The 22937-nt window shown below is 68.2% G+C and carries 13 protein-coding genes and 1 pseudogene; 3 read left to right on the forward strand and 11 right to left on the reverse strand.

The annotated features are described in order from the left end of the window. Window positions 1-7: 7 nt before the first annotated feature. From BAU06_RS06855 to BAU06_RS06905, 11 genes and pseudogenes are all read right to left on the reverse strand, one after another. Window positions 8-2298: pseudogene (locus BAU06_RS06855) on the reverse strand (FdhF/YdeP family oxidoreductase). Window positions 2299-2490: 192 nt separating this feature from the next. Next, window positions 2491-5145: a DNA ligase D gene (ligD, locus tag BAU06_RS06860; RefSeq protein WP_066346066.1), complete on the reverse strand. Its 2655-nt coding sequence runs from the start codon at window positions 5143-5145 to the stop codon at window positions 2491-2493. Window positions 5146-5147: 2 nt separating this feature from the next. After that, window positions 5148-6068: a non-homologous end joining protein Ku gene (ku, locus tag BAU06_RS06865; protein WP_066346069.1), complete on the reverse strand. Its 921-nt coding sequence runs from the start codon at window positions 6066-6068 to the stop codon at window positions 5148-5150. 83 nt (window positions 6069-6151) lie between these two features. Continuing rightward, window positions 6152-11023 carry a response regulator gene (locus tag BAU06_RS06870; RefSeq protein ID WP_066346071.1) on the reverse strand — a complete coding sequence of 1624 codons (4872 nt, stop codon included), beginning with the start codon at window positions 11021-11023 and terminating at the stop codon, window positions 6152-6154. A 210-nt stretch (window positions 11024-11233) separates the two neighbouring features. Continuing rightward, entirely contained in the window at window positions 11234-12070 is an 837-nt protein-coding gene (locus BAU06_RS06875; RefSeq protein ID WP_415834936.1) for an ABC transporter ATP-binding protein, read from the reverse strand. Window positions 12071-12135: 65 nt separating this feature from the next. After that, on the reverse strand, window positions 12136-12984 hold the full coding sequence (locus tag BAU06_RS06880) for an ABC transporter permease (protein ID WP_082988031.1): 849 nt from the start codon (window positions 12982-12984) through the stop codon (window positions 12136-12138). Beyond that, on the reverse strand, window positions 12981-13823 hold the full coding sequence (locus tag BAU06_RS06885) for an ABC transporter permease (RefSeq protein ID WP_066346075.1): 843 nt from the start codon (window positions 13821-13823) through the stop codon (window positions 12981-12983). The genes BAU06_RS06880 and BAU06_RS06885 overlap by 4 nt, the downstream gene beginning before the upstream one ends. Continuing rightward, entirely contained in the window at window positions 13820-15028 is a 1209-nt protein-coding gene (locus tag BAU06_RS06890) for an ABC transporter substrate-binding protein (RefSeq protein WP_082993544.1), read from the reverse strand. The genes BAU06_RS06885 and BAU06_RS06890 overlap by 4 nt, the downstream gene beginning before the upstream one ends. Then, window positions 15025-16548 carry an amidohydrolase family protein gene (locus BAU06_RS06895; RefSeq protein ID WP_066346078.1) on the reverse strand — a complete coding sequence of 508 codons (1524 nt, stop codon included), beginning with the start codon at window positions 16546-16548 and terminating at the stop codon, window positions 15025-15027. The genes BAU06_RS06890 and BAU06_RS06895 overlap by 4 nt, the downstream gene beginning before the upstream one ends. Window positions 16549-16718: 170 nt before the next feature. After that, the gene (locus BAU06_RS06900; RefSeq protein WP_066346081.1) at window positions 16719-17705 is read right to left on the reverse strand and encodes a Bug family tripartite tricarboxylate transporter substrate binding protein; all 987 of its coding nucleotides are present in this window, start codon (window positions 17703-17705) and stop codon (window positions 16719-16721) included. Window positions 17706-17763: 58 nt separating this feature from the next. Continuing rightward, the gene (locus BAU06_RS06905; RefSeq protein WP_066346086.1) at window positions 17764-19278 is read right to left on the reverse strand and encodes a CoA transferase; all 1515 of its coding nucleotides are present in this window, start codon (window positions 19276-19278) and stop codon (window positions 17764-17766) included. A 171-nt stretch (window positions 19279-19449) separates the two neighbouring features. On the opposite strand from BAU06_RS06905, the gene BAU06_RS26835 reads away from it, so the two are divergent. The 3 genes from BAU06_RS26835 (at window position 19450) to BAU06_RS06925 (ending at window position 22931) form a co-directional block, all read left to right on the forward strand. Next, the gene (locus BAU06_RS26835; protein ID WP_197509456.1) at window positions 19450-20355 is read left to right on the forward strand and encodes a LysR family transcriptional regulator; all 906 of its coding nucleotides are present in this window, start codon (window positions 19450-19452) and stop codon (window positions 20353-20355) included. Between the two features lie 265 nt (window positions 20356-20620). Then, on the forward strand, window positions 20621-21802 hold the full coding sequence (locus BAU06_RS26530) for a hypothetical protein (protein WP_156770171.1): 1182 nt from the start codon (window positions 20621-20623) through the stop codon (window positions 21800-21802). A 10-nt stretch (window positions 21803-21812) separates the two neighbouring features. Continuing rightward, entirely contained in the window at window positions 21813-22931 is a 1119-nt protein-coding gene (locus BAU06_RS06925) for a hypothetical protein (protein ID WP_066346107.1), read from the forward strand. Window positions 22932-22937 lie beyond the last annotated feature (6 nt).

A 22937-nucleotide genomic window follows, 5' to 3' on the forward strand; every position in this document is an offset into this window, starting at 1 on the left:
GAGTGCGTCAGGCCTCCTTGCGCAGTGTGATGGGCACCGACTTCGCAGCGGGCACTTTGCTTTCCTTGGCATGGTGCCAAAGCGGGATCAGGGGATTGCATTCCGGGTAATAGCCCCACGCGCAGCCGGCCGGAATGTCGTAGGGGCGCACCTTCAGGCCGCCCACTTCCCGCTTGTAGCCATCGTGCGCCACGGTGCTGGCGACCACCAGATCGTCCTCCTGCAATCCGAGCCTGGCCATGTCCTGGGGATTCATCATGATGACCTTGCGCGTTCCGTACACGCCGCGGAAGCGGTCATCCAGCGCATAGACGGTGGTATTGAACTGGTTGTCGCCGCGCGTCGTCATCAGGCGGATGACATCGCCGCCTTTTTCCGGCATGTCGGGATCGTCGTCCAGCGTCTCGGGCACGACGAAGTTCGCCTTGCCGGTCTCGGTTTCCCACTTCCGCTCACAGGCGCCCAGGGGCCGATGGAAGCCGCCGGGATTCCACATGCGCCGGTTGAAGTCCTTGAAGATCTTGGGGTAGGTGGCCTCGATGGCGTCGCGCACCAGGCCGTAATCGCCCACCCAGCGGTCCCAGTCCACGTGCGGATTCGGGGGCAGCGTGGCCTTGGCGATGCCGGCCACGATGGCGGGCTCCGACAGCAGTTTGTCGCTGGCCGGCTCGTGGATGCCGCGCGATCCATGGAAGCACCCGGTGCTGTCCTCCATCGAGACGGCCTGTTCTCCCGTGGCCTGGCGGTCGATTTCGATACGGCTCAGGCAGGGCAGCAGATAGGCGTGGCGCCCGTGCAGCAGGTGGCTGCGGTTCAGGCGGGTCGTGATGCCGACGGTCAGGTCCTGGCGCCGCCAGGCCGGTTCCATGCGGTAGTGGTCCGGCGTGGCGCGCGCGAAATTGCCGCCCAGCCCGATGAAGGCGGACACGCGGCCATCCAGCATGGCTTCGCAGGCCTCTACCGTGTTCATGCCTTTCTTCGACGGCGGGTCGAAGCGGTAAAGCTCCCGCAGCTTGTCGGCCGGCACATGGTCCGGCTTTTCCGTGATGCCTACCGTGCGCTGCCCCTGGACGTTGGAGTGGCCGCGGATGGGGCACACGCCCGCGCCGGGTTTGCCGATATTGCCGCGCAGCAGCATCAGGTTTGTGATCATCTGCACGCTTTGCACGCCATTGCGATGCTGCGTCAGCCCCATGCCGTAGAGCAGCATGGCCGCTTTGGCCTTGGCATAGGTCGCGGCCGCCTGCGCCAGCGCGGCGCGGTCCAGGCCCGACTCGCGTTCGATATCTTCCCAGGCGGTCCGCCGCATGGCGTCGGCGAAGGCCTGGAAGCCGTGGGTGTGCTCGGCGATAAACGCATGGTCCAGCACCGCCGGCGTCCCGCTCGCCCGCGCCGCGTCGTCGGCTTCGATCAACCATTTGCACAAGCCCCCAGCGCCGCGGTATCGCCGCCCAGCTTCAATTGAAGGTATTGGGTGCTGATCCGTGTTTCCTTGCCGGTCAGCATTTCGGCTGGGGACTGCGGGTTGGTGAAGCTGACCAGCCCCGGTTCGCGCAGGGGATTGAACGTGACGATAGGCACGCCGCGCTTGCGGGCTTCCTGCAGCGGATGCAGCATGCGCGGCGCGTTGGTGCCGGTGTTGTGGCCGAAGAAGAACATGCAGTCGGTGTGCTCGAAGTCCTCCAGCGTCACCGTGCCCACCGGCACGCCTATGGTCTTGGGCAGGCCCACCGAGGTGCTCTCGTGGCACATGTTGGAGCTGTCCGGCAGATTGTTGGTCCCGTACATGCGCGCGAATAGCGCGTACATGTACGAGGTTTCCAGCGAAGCGCGGCCGGACGTGTAGAACACCACGGAGTCCGGATCGCGGCCGCGCAGCAGCGCGCCGATTTCATCGAAGGCCTGTTGCCAGCCGATCTCCACGTACTTGTCCGTGTCGGCATCCCAGCGCATGGGCACGGTCAGGCGGCCGATGGCCTCCAGCTCGTGGTCGGACCAGGCCTCCAGCTCGGTACAGGTGTACTCGCCGAAAAAGCTCGCGGGCACCTGCTTCGCGGTGATGTCCCAGGCGGTGGCCTTGGCGCCGTTCTCACAGAACTCGAAGGGATGGGGCTTGGCCGGCTTCGCCCACGAACAGCTCACGCACATGTAGCCGTCGGGCTTGTTCTGATGCATCAGCACCCTGCTGCCATGCAACAGGCGATGCTCCTTGACCAGGATGGACCCGACGGCGCGCGTCGAGCCCCATCCGCCGGCCGGCTCGGTGTGCGGCCTTGAAGACGTGTGTTCTTTCGCCATTTTGCTCGTACCCTTTGTCGCGGGAGAGTCGGCCTGACGCCCATCCCCGCCACCGGAGAGGTGGCGCTCCGGCCAGGGCGGGGTTGGCGCTGGCGCTCCCGTTGTGTGGATGCGGCGGGCGTCTCTTGCGGGCGCCACGGCGCGGGTGCGGGTGGGAAGCAAGCGGCGTGCCGGATTGGCCCGTCGATTTGCCTACCGGCGCCCGGGCTCGAAGTCCAGCGCCTTCATGGCGGGCCCCAGGGATTGGGCGCGGTAATCCGCCCAGGGCTCGTTGCCCGCGTCCAGGCGGCTGTGGACGCTGGCGATGGTCCACTGCGCGCCGCTCTTGATTTCCGGCAGTTCATCCCAGGCGATAGGCACCGAGATGCCGAGTCCGGGACGCGCGCGCGCCGACCAGGCCGATACGGTGGTGGCGCCGAAGCCGTTGCGCAGGTAGTCCGCGAAGATCTTGCCCACGCGGTTCTTGGGACCGCTCTTCGCCACGAAGATCTGGGGCAGGGTGCGCGCCAGATGCCGCACGACGGCCTGCGAAAAATCCTTCACCGGGTCCCAGCCGTACTGCTTGCGCAGCGGCACGACCACGTGCAGCCCCTTGCCGCCGCTGGTCTTCAGCCAGCAGTCCAGGCCGAGCTCCCGCAGCAGCACGCGTACCAGCCCGGCGGCCTGCTGCAGCGTGGCCCATTTCACGCCTTCCCCGGGATCCAGGTCGAACAGCATGCGGTCGGGCTTGTCTATCGCGGTCTTGACGGCGTTCCAGGTGTGGAATTCCACCACGTTCATCTGCGCCGCCGACATGATGGCCACGTCCGACGGTACTTCCAGCAAAGAGGGATGGCCCGGGTCCAGTTTTTCCGGCAAGGGCTTGACGCCCGGCATGGCCGCTTCCAGGTGCTTCTGGAAGAACAGCGGCTCGTGGATGCCGCCCGGCGCGCGCACCAGCGAGACCGGCCTGCCTTTCAGGTGCGTCAGCAGCAGCGGCGCCACCAGCCCGTAATAGCGCGCCAGGTCCAGCTTGGTCAGGCCCGTGGAGGGATCGATGACCCGGTCGGGATTGGACAGCCGGCCCGGCTTTTCTTTTCCTGCCCGGGTTTTCTTCGCGGCGGCTTTGGGCGGGGGCGTCTCGTCCTTGCCGTCATGGTCGTCGTCGGCGACCGCCTCGGCGGGGACGGCTTCCTCGCGGGTGATCGCGCGCGCCGGCTTGTCGGCCCGCAAGCCCCGGAAAACCGAATGACGGATATGCCCACCACCCGTCCATTCGCCGAAGGACACTTCGGCGACCAGTTCCGGGCGGATCCAGTGCGCCTGGCGCGGCATCTCGGCCTGGTGCGGCAGCGGCCGTTCCTTGACCTCCAGCGCCTGCAGCTTCTTCGCCAGTTCGGCCAGCCCGCGCGTGTCGAAGCCCGTGCCGACCTTGCCGGCGTAGCGCAGGCCGCCCTTGTCGTCATGGACCGCGACCAGCAGCGCGCCGAAACCGGTGCGGCTGCCGCGCGGATCGGTGTAGCCGATAATCACGAACTCCTGCCGCTGGGCGCATTTGATCTTGACCCAGGTATCGGTGCGCCGGGACACATAGACGGCGTCCTTGCGCTTGGCGATGATGCCTTCCAGGCCCATCCTGCACGCCGACGCCACCAGGTCCTTGGGCGGTACGTCGAAGGCGGCGCTGAAGCGCACCGGGCCGTCGGAAGCCCCGTCCAGCAGTTGCTCCAGCAGGGCGCGCCGCACGGTAAGCGGTTCTTCGCGCAAATCGCGGCCGGCGACGTAGGGAAGATCGAAGGCGTAGTAAACGATATTGGCGGTGCGCTCGCCCTCGAAGGCGTTCTGCAGGGCCTGGAAACTGGGTGCGCCGTTATCGGCCAGGACGACGATCTCGCCGTCTATCCACGTGCCCGGCACCTTGAGTCCGGCCAGCGCCTTGGCCAGGTGCGGCATCTTCGCGCTCCAGTCGTGGCCGTTGCGGGTGTAGAGCCGCGCGCCGTCTTCGTCCAGGCGGGCCACGATGCGGTAGCCGTCGAACTTCACCTCGTAGACCCAGTCCGCCGTGTTCGGCGGCACGCCGTCCACCAGCGTGGCAAGCTGGGGTTTCAGGGTGGCGGGCAGCGCGCGGGCCACCCCGGGCAGTTTCCGCCCCCCGGCGCCGTCGTCGGCCGGATCGGCGGTAAATTCATCCGCGGCCCTTGCCGCGGCCTTCGTCGCTTTCGTCGCCTTGGCGGTCTTGCCGGCCGTCTTCTTCGCCGCCTTTCCCTGCGCCGGTCCCCCGCTGGCCGACGCCCGCGCGATCGCCTTCCTGCGTTGCGCGCGCAGCGGCACCACGCTGTCGGGCATTTCGTCGACCACGCTGAACTCGCTGTCGGGCCGCGCGAATTCGTCGCGATCCTTGATCAACAGCCAGGGGGGCTGCCTTTCGTTTTCCTTGCCGTGCAGCCGCACCAGCGCCCAGCGGCCCTGCATCTTGGCGCCCATCAGGTCGAATTTCAGATGCCCTTCGCGATAGCCCTTGCGCGGGTCGCCCACCGGCTGCCACGTGCCTTCGTCCCAGATGATGACCTTGCCGGCGCCATACTGGCCCTTGGGTATTTCGCCTTCGAACTGGTTGTAGGCGATGGGATGGTCTTCCACCTGGACGGCCATGCGCTTGATGGATGGGTCGTAGCTGGGGCCCTTGGGCACGGCCCAGCTTTTCATCGCGCCATCCAGTTCGAGCCGGAAATCGTAGTGCAGGCGCGTCGCCCAGTGCTTCTGGATGACGAAGGCGCGCGCCGCCGCGTTCGCTTTGCCGCCGCCCGCGGGTTCGGACGTGATATCGAAGTTGCGCTTCTGGCGGTACTTGGCAAGGGTGTCGACCATGGTCAGGCCGCCTTGCGCGTACGGCCGCCGGACTTGGACGCGGACTTGGTCTTCGTGGCGGTCTTTTTGGCGGCCTTCTTCGCGGGGCTCTTGGCCGGGGCGGCCGCCTTGGCGCCATGCCCGCCCTTCAGGCTGCGTTGCAGCAGCTCGGTCAGGTCGATGACGTTATCGCCGCCCAGGCTCGGGGCTTCTTCCTGCGGCTCGATCACGGTCTCGGTCTTGCCGGCCTTGACCTTCTGTTCCACCAGGTCCATGACGGCGTGGCGGAATTCATCCTTGAAGTCATCCGGGTTCCAGTCGCCCGACATATCTTCCACCAGCATTTTCGCCATCTTCTGTTCCTGCGGGCTGGCGGCCAGCGCCTTGGTGCCCGCGGCCGGCAGGTCCAGGTCCTCGACGGGCTTGACCTCGTCGCCCCAGCGCATCAGGTTCAGCACCAGCGCATCGCCGGCGGGCACCAGCGCGGCCAGGTGCTGCTTGGTCTGGATCACCACCTTGGCGATACCGATCTTGCCGGTCTTGGCCAGGGTATCGCGCAACAGCGCGTAGACCTTCTGGCCCTTGTTGATGGGCGCGATGTAGTAGGGCCGCTCCAGGTACACGAAGGAAAGCTGCTCGGCCGGCACGAAGCGCTGGATCTCGATGGTTTGCGTGGTGCGCGGATAGGCCTCGGCGATTTCCTCAGGGGAGACGATGACGTACTTGCCGTCTTCGTACTGCACGCCCTTGACGATGTTTTCCCGGTCGATTTCGCGGCCGGTGCGCTTGTTGATGCGCTTGTAGCCGACCGGGTCCATGGTCCGCTTGTCCAGCCAGTCGAAATCCACCCCGGATTCGACGGTTGCCGTGTGCAGGCCCACGGGGATGTTGACGAGGCCAAACGAAATGGCGCCTTTCCAGATCGTTCGCGTAGACGAGGCCATGGCAGCTCCTGTTTTCGGGCGCGCGGGCCCAGCGCGCCGCGCGCTTTTTGTCGCGCGAAGCAACTGGCGTGCCAGGCCCCGCCTCAGGATGCGGGCCGCAGGCTCTCCAGTACCCGCTCCAGGTCCTGGGGGGTATAAGGTTTGAGCAAGTGGACGGCGTCGGCCAGGTTATCGTGCGCGCCATCGGCGCCCACGTCGTGTCCCGACGCGAACACCACCCCCAGGCCGGGCTGGCGCTCGCGGGCCTGGGCGGCCAGCTCCACGCCGGAGACCCCGGGCAGGCCGATGTCCGTCATCAGCACGTCGATCCGGTCGCCGTGCAGCGCCGCCAGGGCGGCGGAGGCGTGGGCCGTCGCCACGACGCTGTGGCCCAGCGCCTCCAGCATTTCGGCCGTGCTGGCCCGGATCAGGCTGTCGTCTTCCACCAGCAGCACGCGCAGCGGCGTGGCCGCCGCGCCATTGCGCCGGGCCGCCGGCAGGGGCAGCTGCCGTTGCCGCGAGGCCTGGGCGGCGTTGCGCTGCTGCTGGTTGCGCAGTACGTGCCGGATCTTGCGGGCCAGCGCCTCGCGCGTGTAGGGCTTGCTCAGCAGGTCGATGCCTTCGTCCAGCCGCCCGCCATGCACGATGGCGTTTTCGGTATAGCCCGAGGTGAACAGCACCGCCACATTGGGCAGGCGTTCGCGCGTCTTGCGCGCCAGTTCCGGGCTGCGCAGGGGCCCCGGCATGACGACATCGGTGAACAGCAGGTCGATCGGAACGCCGCTTTCGACGATGGCCAGCGCGCTTTGCGCGTCCTTGGCCTTCAGCACGCTGTAGCCCAGTTCGGCCAGCATGTCGACGACCGTGGCGCGGACTTCCTCGTCGTCCTCCACGACCAGGATGGTCTCGGTGCCGCCGGCGATGGGCCCGGTGTCCACCTCCGTGGCCAGGTCTTCTTCCTGCCGCTCGCGCGGCAGGTACAGGCGCACGGTGGTGCCTTGTCCCGGCTCGCTGTAGATCTTGATGTGGCCGTTGGACTGCTTGATGAAGCCGTACACCATGCTTAGGCCCAGGCCGGTGCCGCGGCCTTCCGGCTTGGTCGTGAAGAAAGGCTCGAAGACTTGTTCCAGGACCTCCGGCGTCATGCCTTCGCCGGTGTCGGTGACCGCCACCATGACGTATTGGCCGGGCTTCACGTCGGCGTGGCGCAGCGCATAGTCGTCGTCCAGCAGGGCGTTGCCGGCCTCGATGGTCAGTTTGCCGTGGCCGTGCATCGCGTCGCGGGCATTGATGGCCAGGTTGAGCAGGGCGTTTTCCACCTGGGACGGATCGACCAGTGTGTTCCACAGGCCCCCGGAGATGATGGTCTCGATCTCGATGCCGTCGCCCAGGGCGCGGCGCAGCATGTCGTCCAGGCCGCGCACGAAGCGGCCCAGGTTGACCACCTTGGGCGCGAGCGGCTGGCGCCGGCCGAAGGCGAGCAGCTGGGACGCCAGCTTGGCGCCGCGGGCGACGCTGGCCAGGGCGTTGCGCACGCGCTTTTCCGCCCGCTCGTTGCCCCGCGTATCCATGGCCAGCAACTGCAGATTGCCGCCGATCACCTGGAGCAGGTTGTTGAAGTCGTGCGCCACGCCGCCGGTCAGCTTGCCCACGGCTTCCATCTTTTGCGCCATCCGCAGGGCTTCCTCGGTCTGGCGCAGCGTCTCCGCCGCTTCCTTGTCCGCCGTCACGTCGCGGCCCACGCCATGCACGGTGCCATTTTGCGGGTCGGCCGACAGCGTCCAGGATATCCAGCGCCACAGGCCCGCGTCCGTGCGCATGCGGCACTCGAAGGCCACGGAGCGGCCGCCTTCGCGCAGGGCCCGCAGCGAGGCCGCCGCGGCGGCGTGGTCGTCCGGGTGCAGCAGGTCCTTGTAGTGGCAAGTGGAAAGCCGCTCGCGGTCATGCCCCAGCACGCGGGTCCATGACGGGCTGGCCCGCAGCAGCTTGCCTTCGTAGTCGCCCACGGCGAGCAGGTCCTCGCTCAGTTCCCACAGGCGCTCGCGTTCCGCCACCGCCTCGGCCACGCGCAGTTCCAGCGTCTCGTTCAGCTGCCGCAAGGCGTGCTCGGCCTGCCTGCGCTGGTCGATCTCGTTCTGCGCCGCTTGATACAGGCGGGCGTTGTCGATGGCGATGGAGGCTTGCGAGGCAATGCCCACCGCCAGCCGTTCCGCGGCGTCGTCGAACACGCCCGGTTCGCCGTGGCCCAGGAACAGGCCGCCCAGTACTTCTCCGGTGCGCGACACCACCGGCACTGCCAGATAGCTGCGGACGGGCAGGTGTCCCGGCGGCATGCCGTGGTTGGGGGCGTTGTGGCCGTAGCGCGGATCCCGGGTGATGTCGTCGGAGCGCACCACGCTCGTGCCCGTGAAGGTGGGGCCGAAGACAGCGGTGTTGCGCGGCATCGGGAAGCGCGAGAAGGCTTCCTTGGGCGCGCCGGACAAGGTGTACAAGGTATAGCGCGCGCCGGCGTCGTCCAGCACGTTATAGAAGAACGCCCCGAACGCCGCGCCGGTCAGCTCGGTGGCGGCGTCCGTCACGACCTGCACCGCGCGGCTCAGGTCCAGTTCGGCGGCAATGGTCGTGCCGACGCGGTTCAGGACTTCCAGGATGCGCGCGTCTTCCTTCAGGCGGCGGGCGGTCTCCTGCCGCAGCCGGTACATCTGGACGTTGCTCGCCACCCGGGCCAGCAGTTCGCGCGCCGAGAAGGGCTTGGTCAGGTAGTCGTCCGCGCCGGCATCCAGGCCTTCCACGCGGGCTTCCTCGCCGGCGCGCGCGGACATCAGCAATACCGGGATATCGCGCAAATGCGGATCCTGGCGCACGGCGGCCAACAGGCCGTAGCCGTCCAGCCCCGGCATCATGATGTCGGAAAGAATCAGCCCCGGGGGCTGGCGGCGCGCCGTCGCCAGCGCGTCCTGGCCATCGACGCAAACCGTCACCTGGTAGCCGGCGGATCCCAGGATGCGGCGCACATAGTCGCGCAAGTCCGCGTTGTCATCCACGACCAGGATGCGCTCCGTGCCGACGGCGCCCGCCTGCGCGATGCCGGTGTTCAGCACGGACGACAGCGCCGGCGCCTGCGGCGCGGCCTGGTCTTCCGGGACCCAGCGCAGCGCGTCGGCCACGTAGGCCTGCGCCGCGACGCTGGCCCCGCCCCCGGCGGCGGCGTCCTGGAGCGTGTCCCCCCGCGCGCGGGCCTTGCCGGGGGGCAGGTCGACGGTAAAGGTGGTGCCGACGCCGGGCTGGCTTTCCACGGAGATCGTCCCGCCATGCAGGTGCACGAGTTCCTGCACCAGGGCCAGGCCGATGCCGCTGCCTTCGATACTGCGGCCCACGGCGCCGCTGACCCGATGGAAGCGGTCGAACACGTGGGGCAACTCGTGCTCGGCGATGCCGATGCCGGTGTCACGCACGCGCATCCGCACGCCACCCTGCACGCCCGCCTCGAGCTCGATGCGGATCTCGCCTTCGAAGGTGAACTTGAAAGCGTTGGACAGCAGGTTCAGGACTATCTTTTCCCACATTTCGCGGTCGACGTGGACCGCTTGCGGCGGCGGCTTGCAATCCACCGTCAGCCGCAAGCCCGCCTTGTCGGTGGCCGAGCGGAACAGCGAAGCCAGCTCCGCCGTCAGGGCCGCCAGGTCCGTGGGCTGGAACCTGGCCTGTACCCGCCCCGCCTCGATGCGGGAGAAGTCCAGCAGGCTATTGACCAGCTTCAGCAGGCGCAGGCCGTTGCGATAGGTCAGGTCGATCAGCGCGTGCTGCCCGTCGTCGGCCGGTGTGCGCTGCAGCAACTCTTCCAGCGGTCCCAGCATCAGCGTCAGGGGCGTGCGGAACTCATGGCTGATGTTGGAGAAAAAGGTGGTCTTGACGCGGTCGATTTCTTCCAGCGCCCGCGCGCGGCGGCGTTCTTCCTCGTAGGCATGGGCGTGGGCGATGGCGGCGCCGATCTGGCCGGCCACCAGCTTGAGAAATCCGCGGTAGCCGTCGTCGACCAGGCGATAGGGATTCAGCCCGACGATCAGGACGCCGGCCATGCCGGTCTCGCCCGTGGGGGAAACCGGCAGCAATGCCGCGCGGGCCGGAACGTCCCGCCACGGGCCCGACGGCAGGGCCGCGCCCAGGTCTGCCGGCAGGTCCTCCAGGATCAGAGCGTCCTGGCCGCGCAGGACTTCATGGACCGGCCAGGGCGAGCCGCGTCCGGTCTCCAGGGCGGCCGGCGCGGCGGGGTGCCCGTCCTCGATTCCGCTGCTGCCGATCAGGGTCGCCGTGTCGCTGCCGGGATCGGCCATGTACAGCATGGCGAACGGCACATCGTAGGGGTCCAGGCCCAGGGCGCGGGCACCCAGGCGGCCAGCCTCGTCCCAGCTGTGCGCCTGCGTGGTGACGGCGGCCAGTTCGCGCAGCAGCCGTACCTGCCGCTCGGCGATGACCCGGGCCGTGTCGTCGCTATTGGCGCACAGGATGCCGCCGGCCGTGCCGTCGTCCCGCGGGATGGGGCTGTACGAGAAGGTGTAGTAAGTCTCCTCCGGATAGCCGTTTCGCTCCATCAGGAGAAACTTTTCTTCCACATAGGTGCCTTCCATCCCGCCCATGGCGGTGCGCAGCAGCGGCTCGATGTCGGCCCAGATTTCCTTCCACACCTCGATGGTCGGACAGCCCAGCGCCACGGGGTGCTTGCCGCCGATGATGCTTTTATAGGGATCGTTGTAGAAGAAGATGAGCGTTTCGCCCCAGCCGATCCAGATCGGCTGCCGCGACGCCAGCATGATGCGGATGGCGGTCTTCAGGCTTTGCGGCCATTGTTCCGGCGGTCCCAGCGGCGTCGAGGCCCAATCGTGGGCGCGGATAAGGGCGCCCATCTCGCCGCCCCCGGCCAGGAACGACGGCGCTGCATCGCAATCCAGAGAACCCGACTCCAAGGGCTGCTCCATCTTCCTTTTTCGCTCCCTGCTGCATTGGAGATCGTTATGGCAGAGCAAGATTCCACGGCTACTGCCGAGAGCGAACGACTATACCATCGGGCCCCGCGGGCGCCGGCAAGGGGAGCCCCACGCGGCGGTGCCGCGCGGCCCTGCTGGAGATGCGGGCCGGCACCAGACCTGCTGGCCTTCGTGAAGTCGACGGAAGTTCCCGTGGCCGGGCTATGGCAAGGCGCCGGCCGGCAGGCGATCGCGCTCCGGCATGCGCCGCCTGTCATCGGGCTCCAGGAAGTCGCTCAGCACATCGTCGCGCAGGCGGATGAAGCGCGGATCGCTGCGGTCGCGCGGGTGCGGCAGGTCGACCGCGACGGTGCGATGGATGCGCCCGGGATGCGGCTGCATGATGACGACTTCGTCGCCCAGGTAGACGGCCTCCTCCACATCGTGGGTGACCAGGATCATGGTGAGTTTTTCCTGCTGCCAGATGCGCTGCAGCTGCGCCTGCATGCGGGAACGCGTCAGCGCGTCCAGCGCGCCGAAGGGCTCGTCCAGCAGCAGGATGCGCGGACGGTTGACCAGGCCGCGCGCGATGGCCACGCGCTGCGCCATGCCACCGGAGATCTGGTGCGGATAGGCATCCGCATGGGCTTCCAGGCCCACCAGTGCCAGATGTTCGGCCACGCGCTCGCGCTTTTCGGCATCCGGAATGGGCGCGTTGCGCAGGCCCACGGCGACATTGCGGGCCACCGTCAGCCAGGGGAACAGCCGATGCTCCTGGAACACGATGCCGCGGTCGTTGCCCGGGCCGGAAACGGCGCGGCCGTCCACCCGGATCGAGCCGTGGTAATCGCTGTCCAGGCCCACGATGAGCCGCAGCAGCGTGGATTTGCCGCAGCCGCTGGCGCCGACGATGCTGATGAAGCGTCCGGCGGGGATATCGAGGTTGATGTCGTCGAGCACGGTTACGTCATCCGGACGCCCGGCGGCGGGATAACGCTTGCCCAGGCCGTCGATGCGCAGGGCGGACGCCGCGGCGCCGGAGTCTATGTTCGGGGACATAATGGTGGTCGTCATAGTGGGGAAGAGAGGATGGGCGCCTCGCAGGCGGGGGGTGTGGCGCGGGATCATGCGGACCGCCAGCGGGCCAGGCGGCGCTCGATAAGGCGGGCCAGGGCGTTCAGGCCCCATCCCACCAGGCCGACCACGGTCATGCCGAAAATAACCAGGTCCATGCGAAAGTGTTCGCTGCCGTCGATCAGCGTGTTGCCGATGCCCACGCCGGCGACCAGCAGGTATTCCGCGCCTATCGTGGCCAGCCAGGAATAGATCAGCGCCAGGTAGACGCCCGTGAAGATGGACGGGACGGCGCAGGGCAGGATCACCGACACAATGGTCTGCGGGCGGGTATAGCCATGCACCCGCGCGACTTCCAGCAGGCCGGCGGGCGTGTTGCGGATGCCGTCGCAGGTGTTCACCACCACCGGCACCAGCGCGGCCAGCGACAGGAACACCACTTTGGCGGCGTCGCCCAGCCCGAACCACACCGAGATCAGCGGTATCCAGGCAAACAGCGAAACCTGCTTGAAGGTATTGAAGCTGGGGCCGACGACGCGCTGGAAGCCGCGCGACAATCCCAGCGCCCCGCCCAGCAGCAGGCCCAGCACCGTGCCGATGGCGAATCCCGCGAACTCCCGCGCGAAGCTGGCGGCCAGCGCGCGCCACAGTTTTCCTGTCACGACCTGGTCCAGCGCGGTATGCAGGACCAGGCCGGGGGAGACCAGCATGGGCGACCGGCTGATGCCGGTATGGACGGCCAGCCACCAGGCGGCGATGGCGGCCAGGGGGATCACCCAGCCGCGCCAGCGGCCCGGCGCGGCACGGCGCGCGAGGTGCCGGCCGGCGAAGTTCTGGCCGGCGCGATTCCTGGCGGAGTCGTTCCGCGGGGCATCGCGCGGCGTCTCCGCGGTTTTCATGGGGTCTCCCAAGCGGCATCCGGACGGCCGCGCGATACGCGGCGCTCGGCGGCGTCCAGCGCGCGGTCGATGGCGTAGCCGATGGCGCCGACGACAATGACGGCGGCCATCACCAGGTCCAGCTGGAAGAGCTGGCGGCCGTAGACGATCAGGTAGCCCAGGCCTTCGCTGGACGCGACCAGCTCCACGACGACCAGGGACAGCCACGCCTTGGTGAAGCCCAGGCGCAGGCCGGTGAACAGCGTGGGCACCGCGTGGGGCAGGACGACTTCCAGCACTTCCTGCCGGCGGCTGTAGCCATAGACGCGCGCGACTTCCAGCAGGGCGGGAGGCGCCTGGCGGAAGCCTTGCAGGGTATTCAATGTCACGGGCACCAGCGCGGCCTTGGCGATCAGGATGTACTTGAGCGGCTCGCCTATTCCCACCAGCAGCAGCACGAAGGGCATCCATGCCAGCACGGGGATCTGCACCAGGGCATTGAAGGTAGGCAGGACATAGGACTCCAGCCTGCGCGACAAGCCCATCGCCGTGCCCAGGCCCAGGCCCAGCGCGCTGCCGGCGGCGAAGCCGACCAGCACGCGCGTCATGCTGGCGCGCGTGTTGGCCCACAGATCGCCGCTGGCGGCCAGGTCGCGCAGCGTATCCAGGACGAAGCGCGGGGAAGGCAGTACCTGCGGCGATATCCAGCCTCGTCCATCGCAGAATTGCCACAGGGCCAGGATGGCCAGCGGCAGGATCCAGCCCAGCCCCCGGGATCCCAGCTTGCCAAGCAGATCCCGGGGGGCGGCGAGCCGGCGCGGGCGGCGTGCGCCGGCTAGAACGAAGGGCGAGGCGCTCATGGCCGGATCGTCCCCGATGTGGCGGCGATGGCGGCCGCGCCCGTGGCCGCGCCGGCGGTCCCGGCGCGCGCATCCGCGGGCTTCGCGGCGGCGGCGCCGTGCCCGGCGGATGCGGCCGCGGCGTCCTTGTCCAGCGGCGTGACGCCGTCCGCCGCGTAGCGCACCCAGTAGCCCGTCAAGCCCTGGTTCTTCAGGGACTGCTCCAGGAAACGCGTGTCGAACCAGTCGTCCACGCTGACCTCGCGGCGGATCAGGCGCTGTTTCAAGGCGTCGGCCACGACGGCCTTGTAGCGGCCGATGATGAAAGGGTCGACCAGGGGCGAGTTGCGCGTGCGCAGCGCCTGGTCCTGGAATTCCGCCTTGAAGGAATCGTAGGGGATGCCGCTGCGTGCCCACAGCTTGAACAGCGCATCGCGGTTGGCCTCGTCGGACGCCCAGCGCGCCGCCCGCACGAAGCCATCCACGACCTGTTGCGTGGCCGCGGGATACGCCTGGGCGAAGGCGCCGCGCACCAGCAGGGCGGCCTGCCGGGTGTAGGCCGGACTTTCCTTCTGCGTGGAGTAGATCAGCTTTACCAGGCCCTGGTCGCGCAGCTTGAAGTACTCGATGCCGCCGAAGGCCGCCTCGACCCCATTGGAAACGATGGCCGCCTGCGCGCTGCCGGTATCCAGGTTGACGATCTTCAAGTCCCGTTCGGCCAGCTTGCGGGCCGCCAGTACATTGATCGCCACGAGATGGCCGTTGGTGCCGCGGAACAGGGCCACTGTATGGCCCTTGAGGTCGTCGACGGACTTCAGGGGCGAGGCCGCCGGCACGGCAACGTACAGGTTGTTGCGCGCGCCGCTGACCAGCAGCAGGCGCGTGTCCAGGCCGTTGGCGCGTCCCACCACCGAGGGCAGGTCGCCCTGGTAGGCGAAGTCGATCTGCCGGTTCGACAGCGCTTCGTTCACCGCCGGACCGGCGCCCTTGAAGAACAGCCATTCGACCTTGACGCCGGACGCGGCGAACGCCTCTTCCAGCCACCGGTTCACGCGGGCCACCGAGCCCGGCGAGCCGCCCCAGGTGATGGGGTCGCCGCCGCCCGCGGTGGCCACGCCGATGCGGATCGTGTCAGGCTGCGCGTGCGCACCCGCGGCCGTGGCGAGCAGCAGGGCGCCCGCGACCCCGGCGGCCAGGCGCCGCCAACCGTGCAGCGCCTTGTTCATCGTGCTTGCACTCCGTGTTTGGCCAGCGCCGGCTCGATGGCCGTGCCCTTGAAGAAGTCGGGGTTGGCCTGCGTGTAGAAACGCAGCGGGTTGTCGAACACCCATGCCTTGAAGTCGGCCTGCGAAATCACGCCGGATTCGACCAGGTCCCAGCTTTCGGCCAGCGGTTCGGTGAACTCCGGCACGTCCCAATGGCCCACATCGGACGACCAGATGGCATTCACGCGGCCGCCCAGCGGCAGCGCCCGCGTATTGAAGGCGGACGCCACCGTGCGGTCGTCGGCCTCCGAGCCGAAGTAGAAACTGTCCAGCCAACGGGCGCGGATATCCTCCGGCCTTTCGATGCCGGCGGCGGCGAAGTCGTCCAGTTCGTCGGCATGGGGGTCGCGGCTGTGCGGCAGGGCGGAGATCCCCAGGCTGTCGCGCACCAGCGTGTCGCGATTCAGCTCGCGGTTTTTCAGGAGACTGCCGCCATAGCGGCGGAACAGCGCTTCCAGCTGGTCCAGGTCCACGTGGGCCGGGTTGTAGTTCTGCACGGCCTCGCGGTTGCGCTTTTCCCAGCGGTCCAGCAGGTGGATATACACGTGCGCGCCCCAGTCCGCGCCGCCTTCGAGCAGCGCCACGCGCAGCGCGGGAAAGCGCCTGGTGACGCCGCCGAAGAACAGCGCCTTGGCGAAGGCCTGCGAACCGTCGGCGAAGTGCCCGATGTGGTTGAACATGTAATTGCTGATCGACTGCCGGCCGGTCCATCCCTGGCTGCCGTAGTGCGTGGTGACGGGTACGCCGAGTTCGACCGCCTTGGCCCAGAACGGGTCGTAGTCGTATTCGCTGTCTATCCCCAGGAAGTCGATGTACCCGGCATGGCGCGCCACGTCCGGATGGTCGCGGGCGGGGTATTTGTCGGCGATCGCGCGGATCGGACGGCGGATGCCGCCGGGGATGTTGATGACTTTCAATCCCAGCGTCTTGACCGCGAATTCCAGTTCCTCGATCCCTTCCTGCGGCGTGTGCAGGCCGATGCCGGCGACCGGGGTCAGCCGGTCGGCATAGGGCCGGTACAGGTCGGCATGGAAATGGTTGATCGCGCGTTGCAGGGCCTGGCGATTATCGGCGCCGGCGGCCAGCGGCGCCAGCACGTCATTGGGAAACAGCACCGAGTAGTCGGAGCCCTGTTCCGCCAGGCGTTCGTACAGCAGGGCGGGCAGGGTGTAGGTCGCCAGGTCGTGCGTATTGCGGGTGACGCGCGCCCACCAGGGCGCGCGCAGCGTGCGATGGTACTGGCGTTCCTGCGGCGTCTGCTGGTACCAGTCCTTGCCCTCCGCGTCGCGGCGCGCGAAGCGTCCCCCCTGGGCCCGGCGCAGCGCGTCCACCAGCTTGCTGCCGCCGTAGTGCTGTACGTAGTCTTCCAGCGCGGGGGCATAGCTGTTGACGTGGACGTCCGTATCGATGACGGGGTGATCGAGCCGCGCTTTCACGGCCACCGATCGCGATGCCTGCGCGGGCTTCAAACGGTCGTTCATTGGGGGTCTCCGGTAAGTGGGTGCTGCATACACTACCGGCGCGCCCCGTCCCGCCCAACTACATCGTCCTTATTTGCGTATGGGCCATTTGCTTCTGGGGCATTTGCTTGTGGGGCATTTGCTTCTGGCCCATTTCATTATGGGGATACGCTTACTTCCCTTGCCGGGATTCAATTCCCCTTCAAGCCCAGCCGCTTGATCGTGGACGACCAGCGTTCGTATTCGCTGGCGACGTAGGCCCGGCATTGGGCGGGATCCTTGTCCATCGGCTCGGCGCCCTGGAAGCGCAGGCTCTTCATCACTTCGGGGTCCTTCAATGCCGCTTGCAGCGCGGTGTCGAGTTTCTTCAGGATAGGCGCCGGCGTGCCGTTGGGCGCGGCCAGGATTTGCCAGGTGCCGGCATCGAAGCCCTGCAGTCCCTGGACGCTTTCGCCCAGCGTGGGGACCTGGGGCAGGGCCTCCGACCGCTTGCCGGACGTGACTGCCAGCGCCTTGACCTGCCCGTTCTGGATGAAAGGCAGCGCGCTGTTGAACGAGCCCGAATACATGAAGCCGGTATTGCCCGCGACAAGGTCGGTCAGCGCCGGTCCGTTGCCCTTGTACGGCACATGCTGGAATTGCAGGCCCAGCCGGTGCGCGATGTCCATGCCCACCAGGTGATCGATGGAGCCGTTGCCGGATGATCCCATGAAATACTTGCCTGGCTGCGCCTTGACCGCGGTGTAGAAGGCCTGCGCATCGGCGATGTTCATCTTGCCGGGGGTCAGCAGGATCAGCGGCACCGCGACCGAGCAGCTGGCCGTGGCGAAGGCCTTGCGGGGATCCAGGTCATCGCGGTCGAAGAGCGGCGGCGCCGTGGTCACCGACGACGTACCGTACATCAAGGTATAGCCGTCGGGCTTGGCGCGCATCAATTCCTGGGTGCCGATGTTTCCGCCCGCGCCTGCCTTGTTCTCGATGATGATCGGGGTCTTGAGCTCCTGCGATACCTTCTTGAAGAGAACACGCCCGATGGCGTCGGTGGGCCCGCCCGGTGCGAAGCCGATGATCACGGTGATGGGCTTGCCGGGGTAGTCGTCGGCGGCGCGGGCCGCGCCCATGGACAGCGCCAGCGCCGGAAGGGCGAACAGGACGGCGATGCCTTTCTTGATGGTCATTTTTTTGTCTCCTGGGGTTTTGTGGATGGATAGCTGAGCGCGATGTCGGGCGCGTTGTTCAGGACGGCAGCCACTCCGCGGCATGCGCGCCGTTGGGCGCGGGCGGTAGCGTCCAGGCCGCCTGCGTGCGGGAAAATCGCGCCACCGGCGGCAGCTGTTCCAGGATGCCGTACGCCGACGGCCGCGTCTCCAGTACCGGCGTCAAGGTCTCGGCGAAGTGGCGGCGCGGCCGGTCCGGGTCGAAGCCCGGGTCCAGCCCCAACTCCTGCACCCACATGGACGTCCGCGCCAGGGAAACCTTTACGTGATAGCTGCCGCCTTCGCGCGCGCGCCGGATCAGCGCCATCATGACGCCGGCCGCGCCCAGATAACCGGTCAGGTAGTCGTTCAGCAGATAAGTGGGCACGACGCGGGGGCTGCCCGTGCCGCCTTCGGCCACCGAGACGCCGCTGATCGCCTGGCCCAGCTGTTCGAAGCCGCCGCGATCGCCCCACGGACCCGTATCGCCGAAGCAGCTGACGCTGACGTAGACGACGCCGGGACGGATATGGGCGGCATCCTCGGCGGCAAGTCCGCGGCGCGCCATGCTGCCCGGGCGCCACGATTGCACCACTACGTCGGCGCCCGCCATCAGCGACCGCGCGCGCTGCAGGTCCACCTGCCGGTCCAGGTCCAGGAAGGCCGATCGCTTGCCGATGTTGGTGTCCACGGTCTGGCGGAAGGGGTCCTGCAGGGTGGGAGACGTGATACGCAACACATCGGCGCCGTGTTCGGCCAGCGAGCGCGCGACGATGGGGCCGGCGATCACGTGGCCCAGGTCCAGCACTCGCAGGCCCTGCAAAGCGCGCGGGCCGGCGCCCGTGGCGGGCCCGCCGGCGCCTGGCGCCGCGGCTCCCGGCCATGCTTGCAATGGCGCGGCGGCCGCCGCGCGCGCCGCCGCGAAGCCCGGCCCTTCCGCCGGACTGTCGCCTATCTTCTCGACCTGGATGACCGGCAGGCCCGCAAGCAGCGCGCCTTGCGGATGCGCCAGCCATTCCTCGCGGGACCGCGCATAAATCCCGGGAAGCTTGTGCCGGGCGAAAGTGTCTTCCAGTTCGTCGCCTTCGCGGCGGCCGATCGCGGCTGCCAGGGCCGCGCCGGTGTTCGCGCATTGCAGCACGTCCAGCACACCGTCGCGCAGGTGCGGGTAAGAGCCGATGGGAAAGAACCAGCGGCCGTCGGCGGTCCGGTAGAAATCCGCCTTGAGTTCGGTCAGCAGCGACAACGCGGGCAGGGCGTAGCCGCTCTGGGTCTGGAAGTGTCCGGGATTCAGCGCGCAGGCCGCCTGCATCCAATCGATGGCCACGCTTTGATGCTGGCCGGTGGCCATGCGCCACCATTGCTCCACGCCCAGCGCATAGACGCCGATGGCGCTGGCCGAGGCCAGCGTGAGTTTGTGCGGGGTATCGAAGGCCGGGGCCGTGCCGAAGAAGCGCAGGCGCGCGGCGGCATCGGCGTCCAGCGTCCGGTGCGGCGCGGACAAGGCGGAAATGGCACGGACGGCCTCGTCGGCCAGCGGAAGGATGGGGGGCATGGCGGCTCTTTCGCAACGGGTCGGGACCGAAAGTCTAGGACCGGCGATTGCGCGCGTCCAATATATAATTTCGCGCGCTGTGAGACACGACGTGTCTTAAAAGCCGGGGGCATTCGCCGCCCCCGTCCGTGCATATCCCGTGCTGTCCGCAAGTCTTGCCGGAGTCCGGCCATGTTGAACGCCAAGCTGCTGCGGCAATTCATCGCCGTCGCCGAAGAACTGCATTACGGCCGCGCCGCGCAGCGTGTGGGGATCGCGCAGTCGCCGCTCAGCCAGGCGATCCAGCGGCTGGAGGCGCATGTCGGCACGCCGCTGTTCCTGCGCAACAAGCGCTCGGTGTCGCTGACGCCGGCCGGCCGCGTGTTCCTGGAAGAAGCCCACCAATGGCTGCGATACGAACGCATCGCGGTGGAGCGCGCCCAGCACGCGGCCGGTGGCGAGATCGGCCAGCTATCCATCGGATTCATCGGCAGCGCCGGCTACGGCTTCATGCCGGAGCTGATCGGCCGCTTCCGCGAGCGCTATCCGCAGGTCAGCCTGCGCGTGGTGGAGATGACCACCAAGGACCAGCTCGAGCAGCTCAAGGGTCGTTCCCTGGACGTCGGCATGCTGCGCACGCCGCTGCCGCAGGAAGGGGCGATGATCCGGACGCGGCTCTACCAATACGACCGCCTGATGGCCGCGCTGCCCATGCAGCACCCGCTGGCGGGCCGCAAACGCATTGCCCTGCGTCAATTGGCGGGTGACTCCTTCGTGGCCTTCTCGCGCGACAAGGTGCCCGCCGCGCACGCGCAATTGATATCCGCCTGCGCCACGGCGGGTTTCCATCCCCGTATCGAACAGGAATGCGCGCAGGTCGCCAGCGTGGTCTGCCTGGTCGCGGCGGGGCTGTCGGTCGCGCTGATACCCAGCAACCTGGCCTCGCTCATCCACCCCAAGGTGCGCTACATCCCGCTGTCGGACGACACGGCCTATCTGCGCCAGGAGATCTCGCTGGCCTGGCGGCGCGATGACGACAACCCGGCGCTGGCGTCCTTCCTGGAGGCCGCTCGGCCGCTGTCCGTGTCGGCACGCTAGGGCCGCGGCGCGCCCGGGCGGGGCCTTGCCTGCCCTGGAAGCGCGCGGTCGGAATACGGGTTTTCCGCTGTCGGAAAAGGCGGAACGCGTCACCGCCGAATCCCACCTACGCTCGGCAAGGGCGTCACGCCCCGCGCTACTTCATGGAGGACACCTCATGCCGACAGCTGGGTCAATAGGAGGATCCGCGGATCTTCCCGTCGCGGCCGCGCATCCCGCCAGTCCGCCGCGTCCACCGGAACGCGAAACGGACGTCCTGGGTGGAATGCTGACCGCCACCGTCTTCCCGACCGTCAAGCCCCATCGCCAACGCGTCATGGACATCCTCGCGGTCATCGGCGGCACGCAGATCGGGCGCGAACTTCTCCACGATTTCGGCAGGCTTGCCGCTCGCGGGCATGTGCCGTCCATCGATATCCTGGATCCGCGGGATGCGCTGACGCAGCAGGCAGCCAGGCAGCACTGCCTGCTCCTCAGCCAGGAAGTCCTGACGGGTGGCGCGCGCACGATAGGCGTTTCGCCCGAACTCGAACACGCACCGTGGGTATTGTTCCGGCTTACAGAGATCCGCAATACCCTGGCGCTGCGGGAACAGGGCGGGCATTTCAGGAACCCGTCGGACGAGCCGCTTCTCGTCCGCATGGATCCGATCATGACCCGAGCGCGTTTCCAGGGCGAGGTGCACCAGCGCACGCCGGCTCGTCCTGGCGCCGGTGCGGGGGGCCAGGACGCGGACGCGGTGTCCCCGGCGGCCATGCGTCCCGCTCCACCCCCCTTGCCGCCCCGGCCGGCGCAGCCTCCAGGACCCCCGCCCGCCGCGCAAGCGCCGTCGCTGCCGCCACGCCCCTCCCGGGACCACGCCGCGCCGGCGCCCAGCCTGTTGATACCGTCCTCCAAGCCTTCCACGGCGCCGCATCCTTACGGCCCCGTGACCGAAAACGGCGGCGCCGCCGTTCACGAGCCGGGGGCGGGACGCGTGCGGCGCACCTTCCGATGGGTCGAATGCCAGGCCCGCAGATGCGCGGATTTCCTGCTTCGTCGCCGCGGCACGCCCCGCGATGACCGCTACGGGCAGGCAGGCGCGCCGATACCGCACCGAAAGGCTGGGGCCGGTATCGCGCTCGACGCCGGCGTGTCCAGCCCGGCTTCCACGCTGGCCGCGGTCCCTTTCGTGACCTCGACCGGGGTCGCGGCCCCGGACTCGACCGCGACCGCGATCGCGACCTCGGTCTCCGGCCCGATCTCGACTCCGACACCGGCCTCGATCCCGCGCCGGGGCTCGGGCGCCGCTTCCGATGCCACGGACGCGGACCGTCCTCTTATCAAGCAGGCGCGGGAAGGCCAAAAGCCGACGCGGCACAAGCGCACGCGGTCGATATGGAACGCGGATCCGGCCAGAACCGATAACGGCGGCTCGCGCGCCGGGACCACCCACACTCCCAGCTAAAGGAGACATCATGGAAGTGAATCAAGCGGTTTCTGTCAACATCGCTCCGCCTTCGTGGCCGGACGCGCACGCGCCGGCCGTTCTTCCCAAGCCGGCGAAAGACGACCTGGACGGCTGCCTGAATGTCCTATTGGCCGGATCGGTACAGCCCCATCGCCAGGCCCTGGCCGCCATCCTGCGAGCAATCGACGGCACGGCAACCGGCCGTGCGATCCTGGATTTCTTCCGGGACCTGGCCGCTCAGGACAAGCCGCTTGCCGTGAACTTGCTGGCCACGGGCGCGGCGCTGCCCGACGCGGATGCCGCCCAAGCTTTGTGGCTGCACGAGGTGGAATTAAGCGCCGGCGCGGCGCAAATCGGCGTGCCGCCGGAAATCCAATATGCCCCTTCGGTGTTCCAGAGTCTGGTCACGCTGCGTGGCGCCATGATGGCGCAACAGTCCAGCGAGCAGGCCGAACGGGACGCCGCCGGCCTGCAGGCGCGTTTCCAGGAAGAACTCGCCGCCTCGGACTCTATGCCCGCGGTACGCCGGGATGGCGCGGATGGCATCGACGCCATGCGGGATCTCCAAGCGGTCACGAAAGCCTTGGACCAACTCAAAATGAAGGGCGATGTGCAGCCCCCGCCGCCCGTGCCGGCGGATCCGGTCCCCGCTCCGGCGGCGAACGGCCGCAAGCCCAGCGAGTCGTCTACCACGAGTTCCGCGGGATCCATATCGGTCACTTCGTTCGTCGCCGGCGGCCACGCCGGGCCGGCCCAGGCCGAGTTCGCCATGGGGCACACCATGGTGAATGGCGTGGCCAATGGGGCTGCGACGCCTGCGCCCAGTCGGCGCGGCAGCCAGGAAGGCCTGGCGATGGGCCCCGGTGCATCCACCCCGTCCGCGCATGCGGCGCAAGAAGACGCCGCGGCCGCGGCCAGTACGCTCAAGCAGAAAACCGGCAAACCCAAATGGCAGCGCCGGGCCAGGGTGGTGGCCCGGCCTTTCGAGTCGATGTGGGCGGCGTTCAGCCAATGGCGTGCCGCGCGGCGCCAGCATCTTCAGCCGGCGGCCCAGACGCCGGCCAATCCCTACCGGTCCGACAGTGCCGCTTCGTCCAGAAAACCGTCGGTGACCATGAGCGTGTAGCCCGCC

The organism is Bordetella bronchialis (assembly GCF_001676705.1).
Lineage (GTDB): Bacteria > Pseudomonadota > Gammaproteobacteria > Burkholderiales > Burkholderiaceae_B > Bordetella_C > Bordetella_C bronchialis.

Coding starts and splice junctions, on each gene's coding strand:
- ligD (WP_066346066.1), bottom strand. CDS start 5,145: ATGGTCGACACCCTTGCCAAGTACCGCCAGAAGCGCAACTTCGATATC.
- ku (WP_066346069.1), bottom strand. CDS start 6,068: ATGGCCTCGTCTACGCGAACGATCTGGAAAGGCGCCATTTCGTTTGGC.
- BAU06_RS06870 (WP_066346071.1), bottom strand. CDS start 11,023: ATGGAGCAGCCCTTGGAGTCGGGTTCTCTGGATTGCGATGCAGCGCCG.
- BAU06_RS06875 (WP_415834936.1), bottom strand. CDS start 12,070: ATGTCCCCGAACATAGACTCCGGCGCCGCGGCGTCCGCCCTGCGCATC.
- BAU06_RS06880 (WP_082988031.1), bottom strand. CDS start 12,984: ATGAAAACCGCGGAGACGCCGCGCGATGCCCCGCGGAACGACTCCGCC.
- BAU06_RS06885 (WP_066346075.1), bottom strand. CDS start 13,823: ATGAGCGCCTCGCCCTTCGTTCTAGCCGGCGCACGCCGCCCGCGCCGG.
- BAU06_RS06890 (WP_082993544.1), bottom strand. CDS start 15,028: ATGAACAAGGCGCTGCACGGTTGGCGGCGCCTGGCCGCCGGGGTCGCG.
- BAU06_RS06895 (WP_066346078.1), bottom strand. CDS start 16,548: ATGAACGACCGTTTGAAGCCCGCGCAGGCATCGCGATCGGTGGCCGTG.
- BAU06_RS06900 (WP_066346081.1), bottom strand. CDS start 17,705: ATGACCATCAAGAAAGGCATCGCCGTCCTGTTCGCCCTTCCGGCGCTG.
- BAU06_RS06905 (WP_066346086.1), bottom strand. CDS start 19,278: ATGCCCCCCATCCTTCCGCTGGCCGACGAGGCCGTCCGTGCCATTTCC.
- BAU06_RS26835 (WP_197509456.1), top strand. CDS start 19,450: ATGTTGAACGCCAAGCTGCTGCGGCAATTCATCGCCGTCGCCGAAGAA.
- BAU06_RS26530 (WP_156770171.1), top strand. CDS start 20,621: ATGCTGACCGCCACCGTCTTCCCGACCGTCAAGCCCCATCGCCAACGC.
- BAU06_RS06925 (WP_066346107.1), top strand. CDS start 21,813: ATGGAAGTGAATCAAGCGGTTTCTGTCAACATCGCTCCGCCTTCGTGG.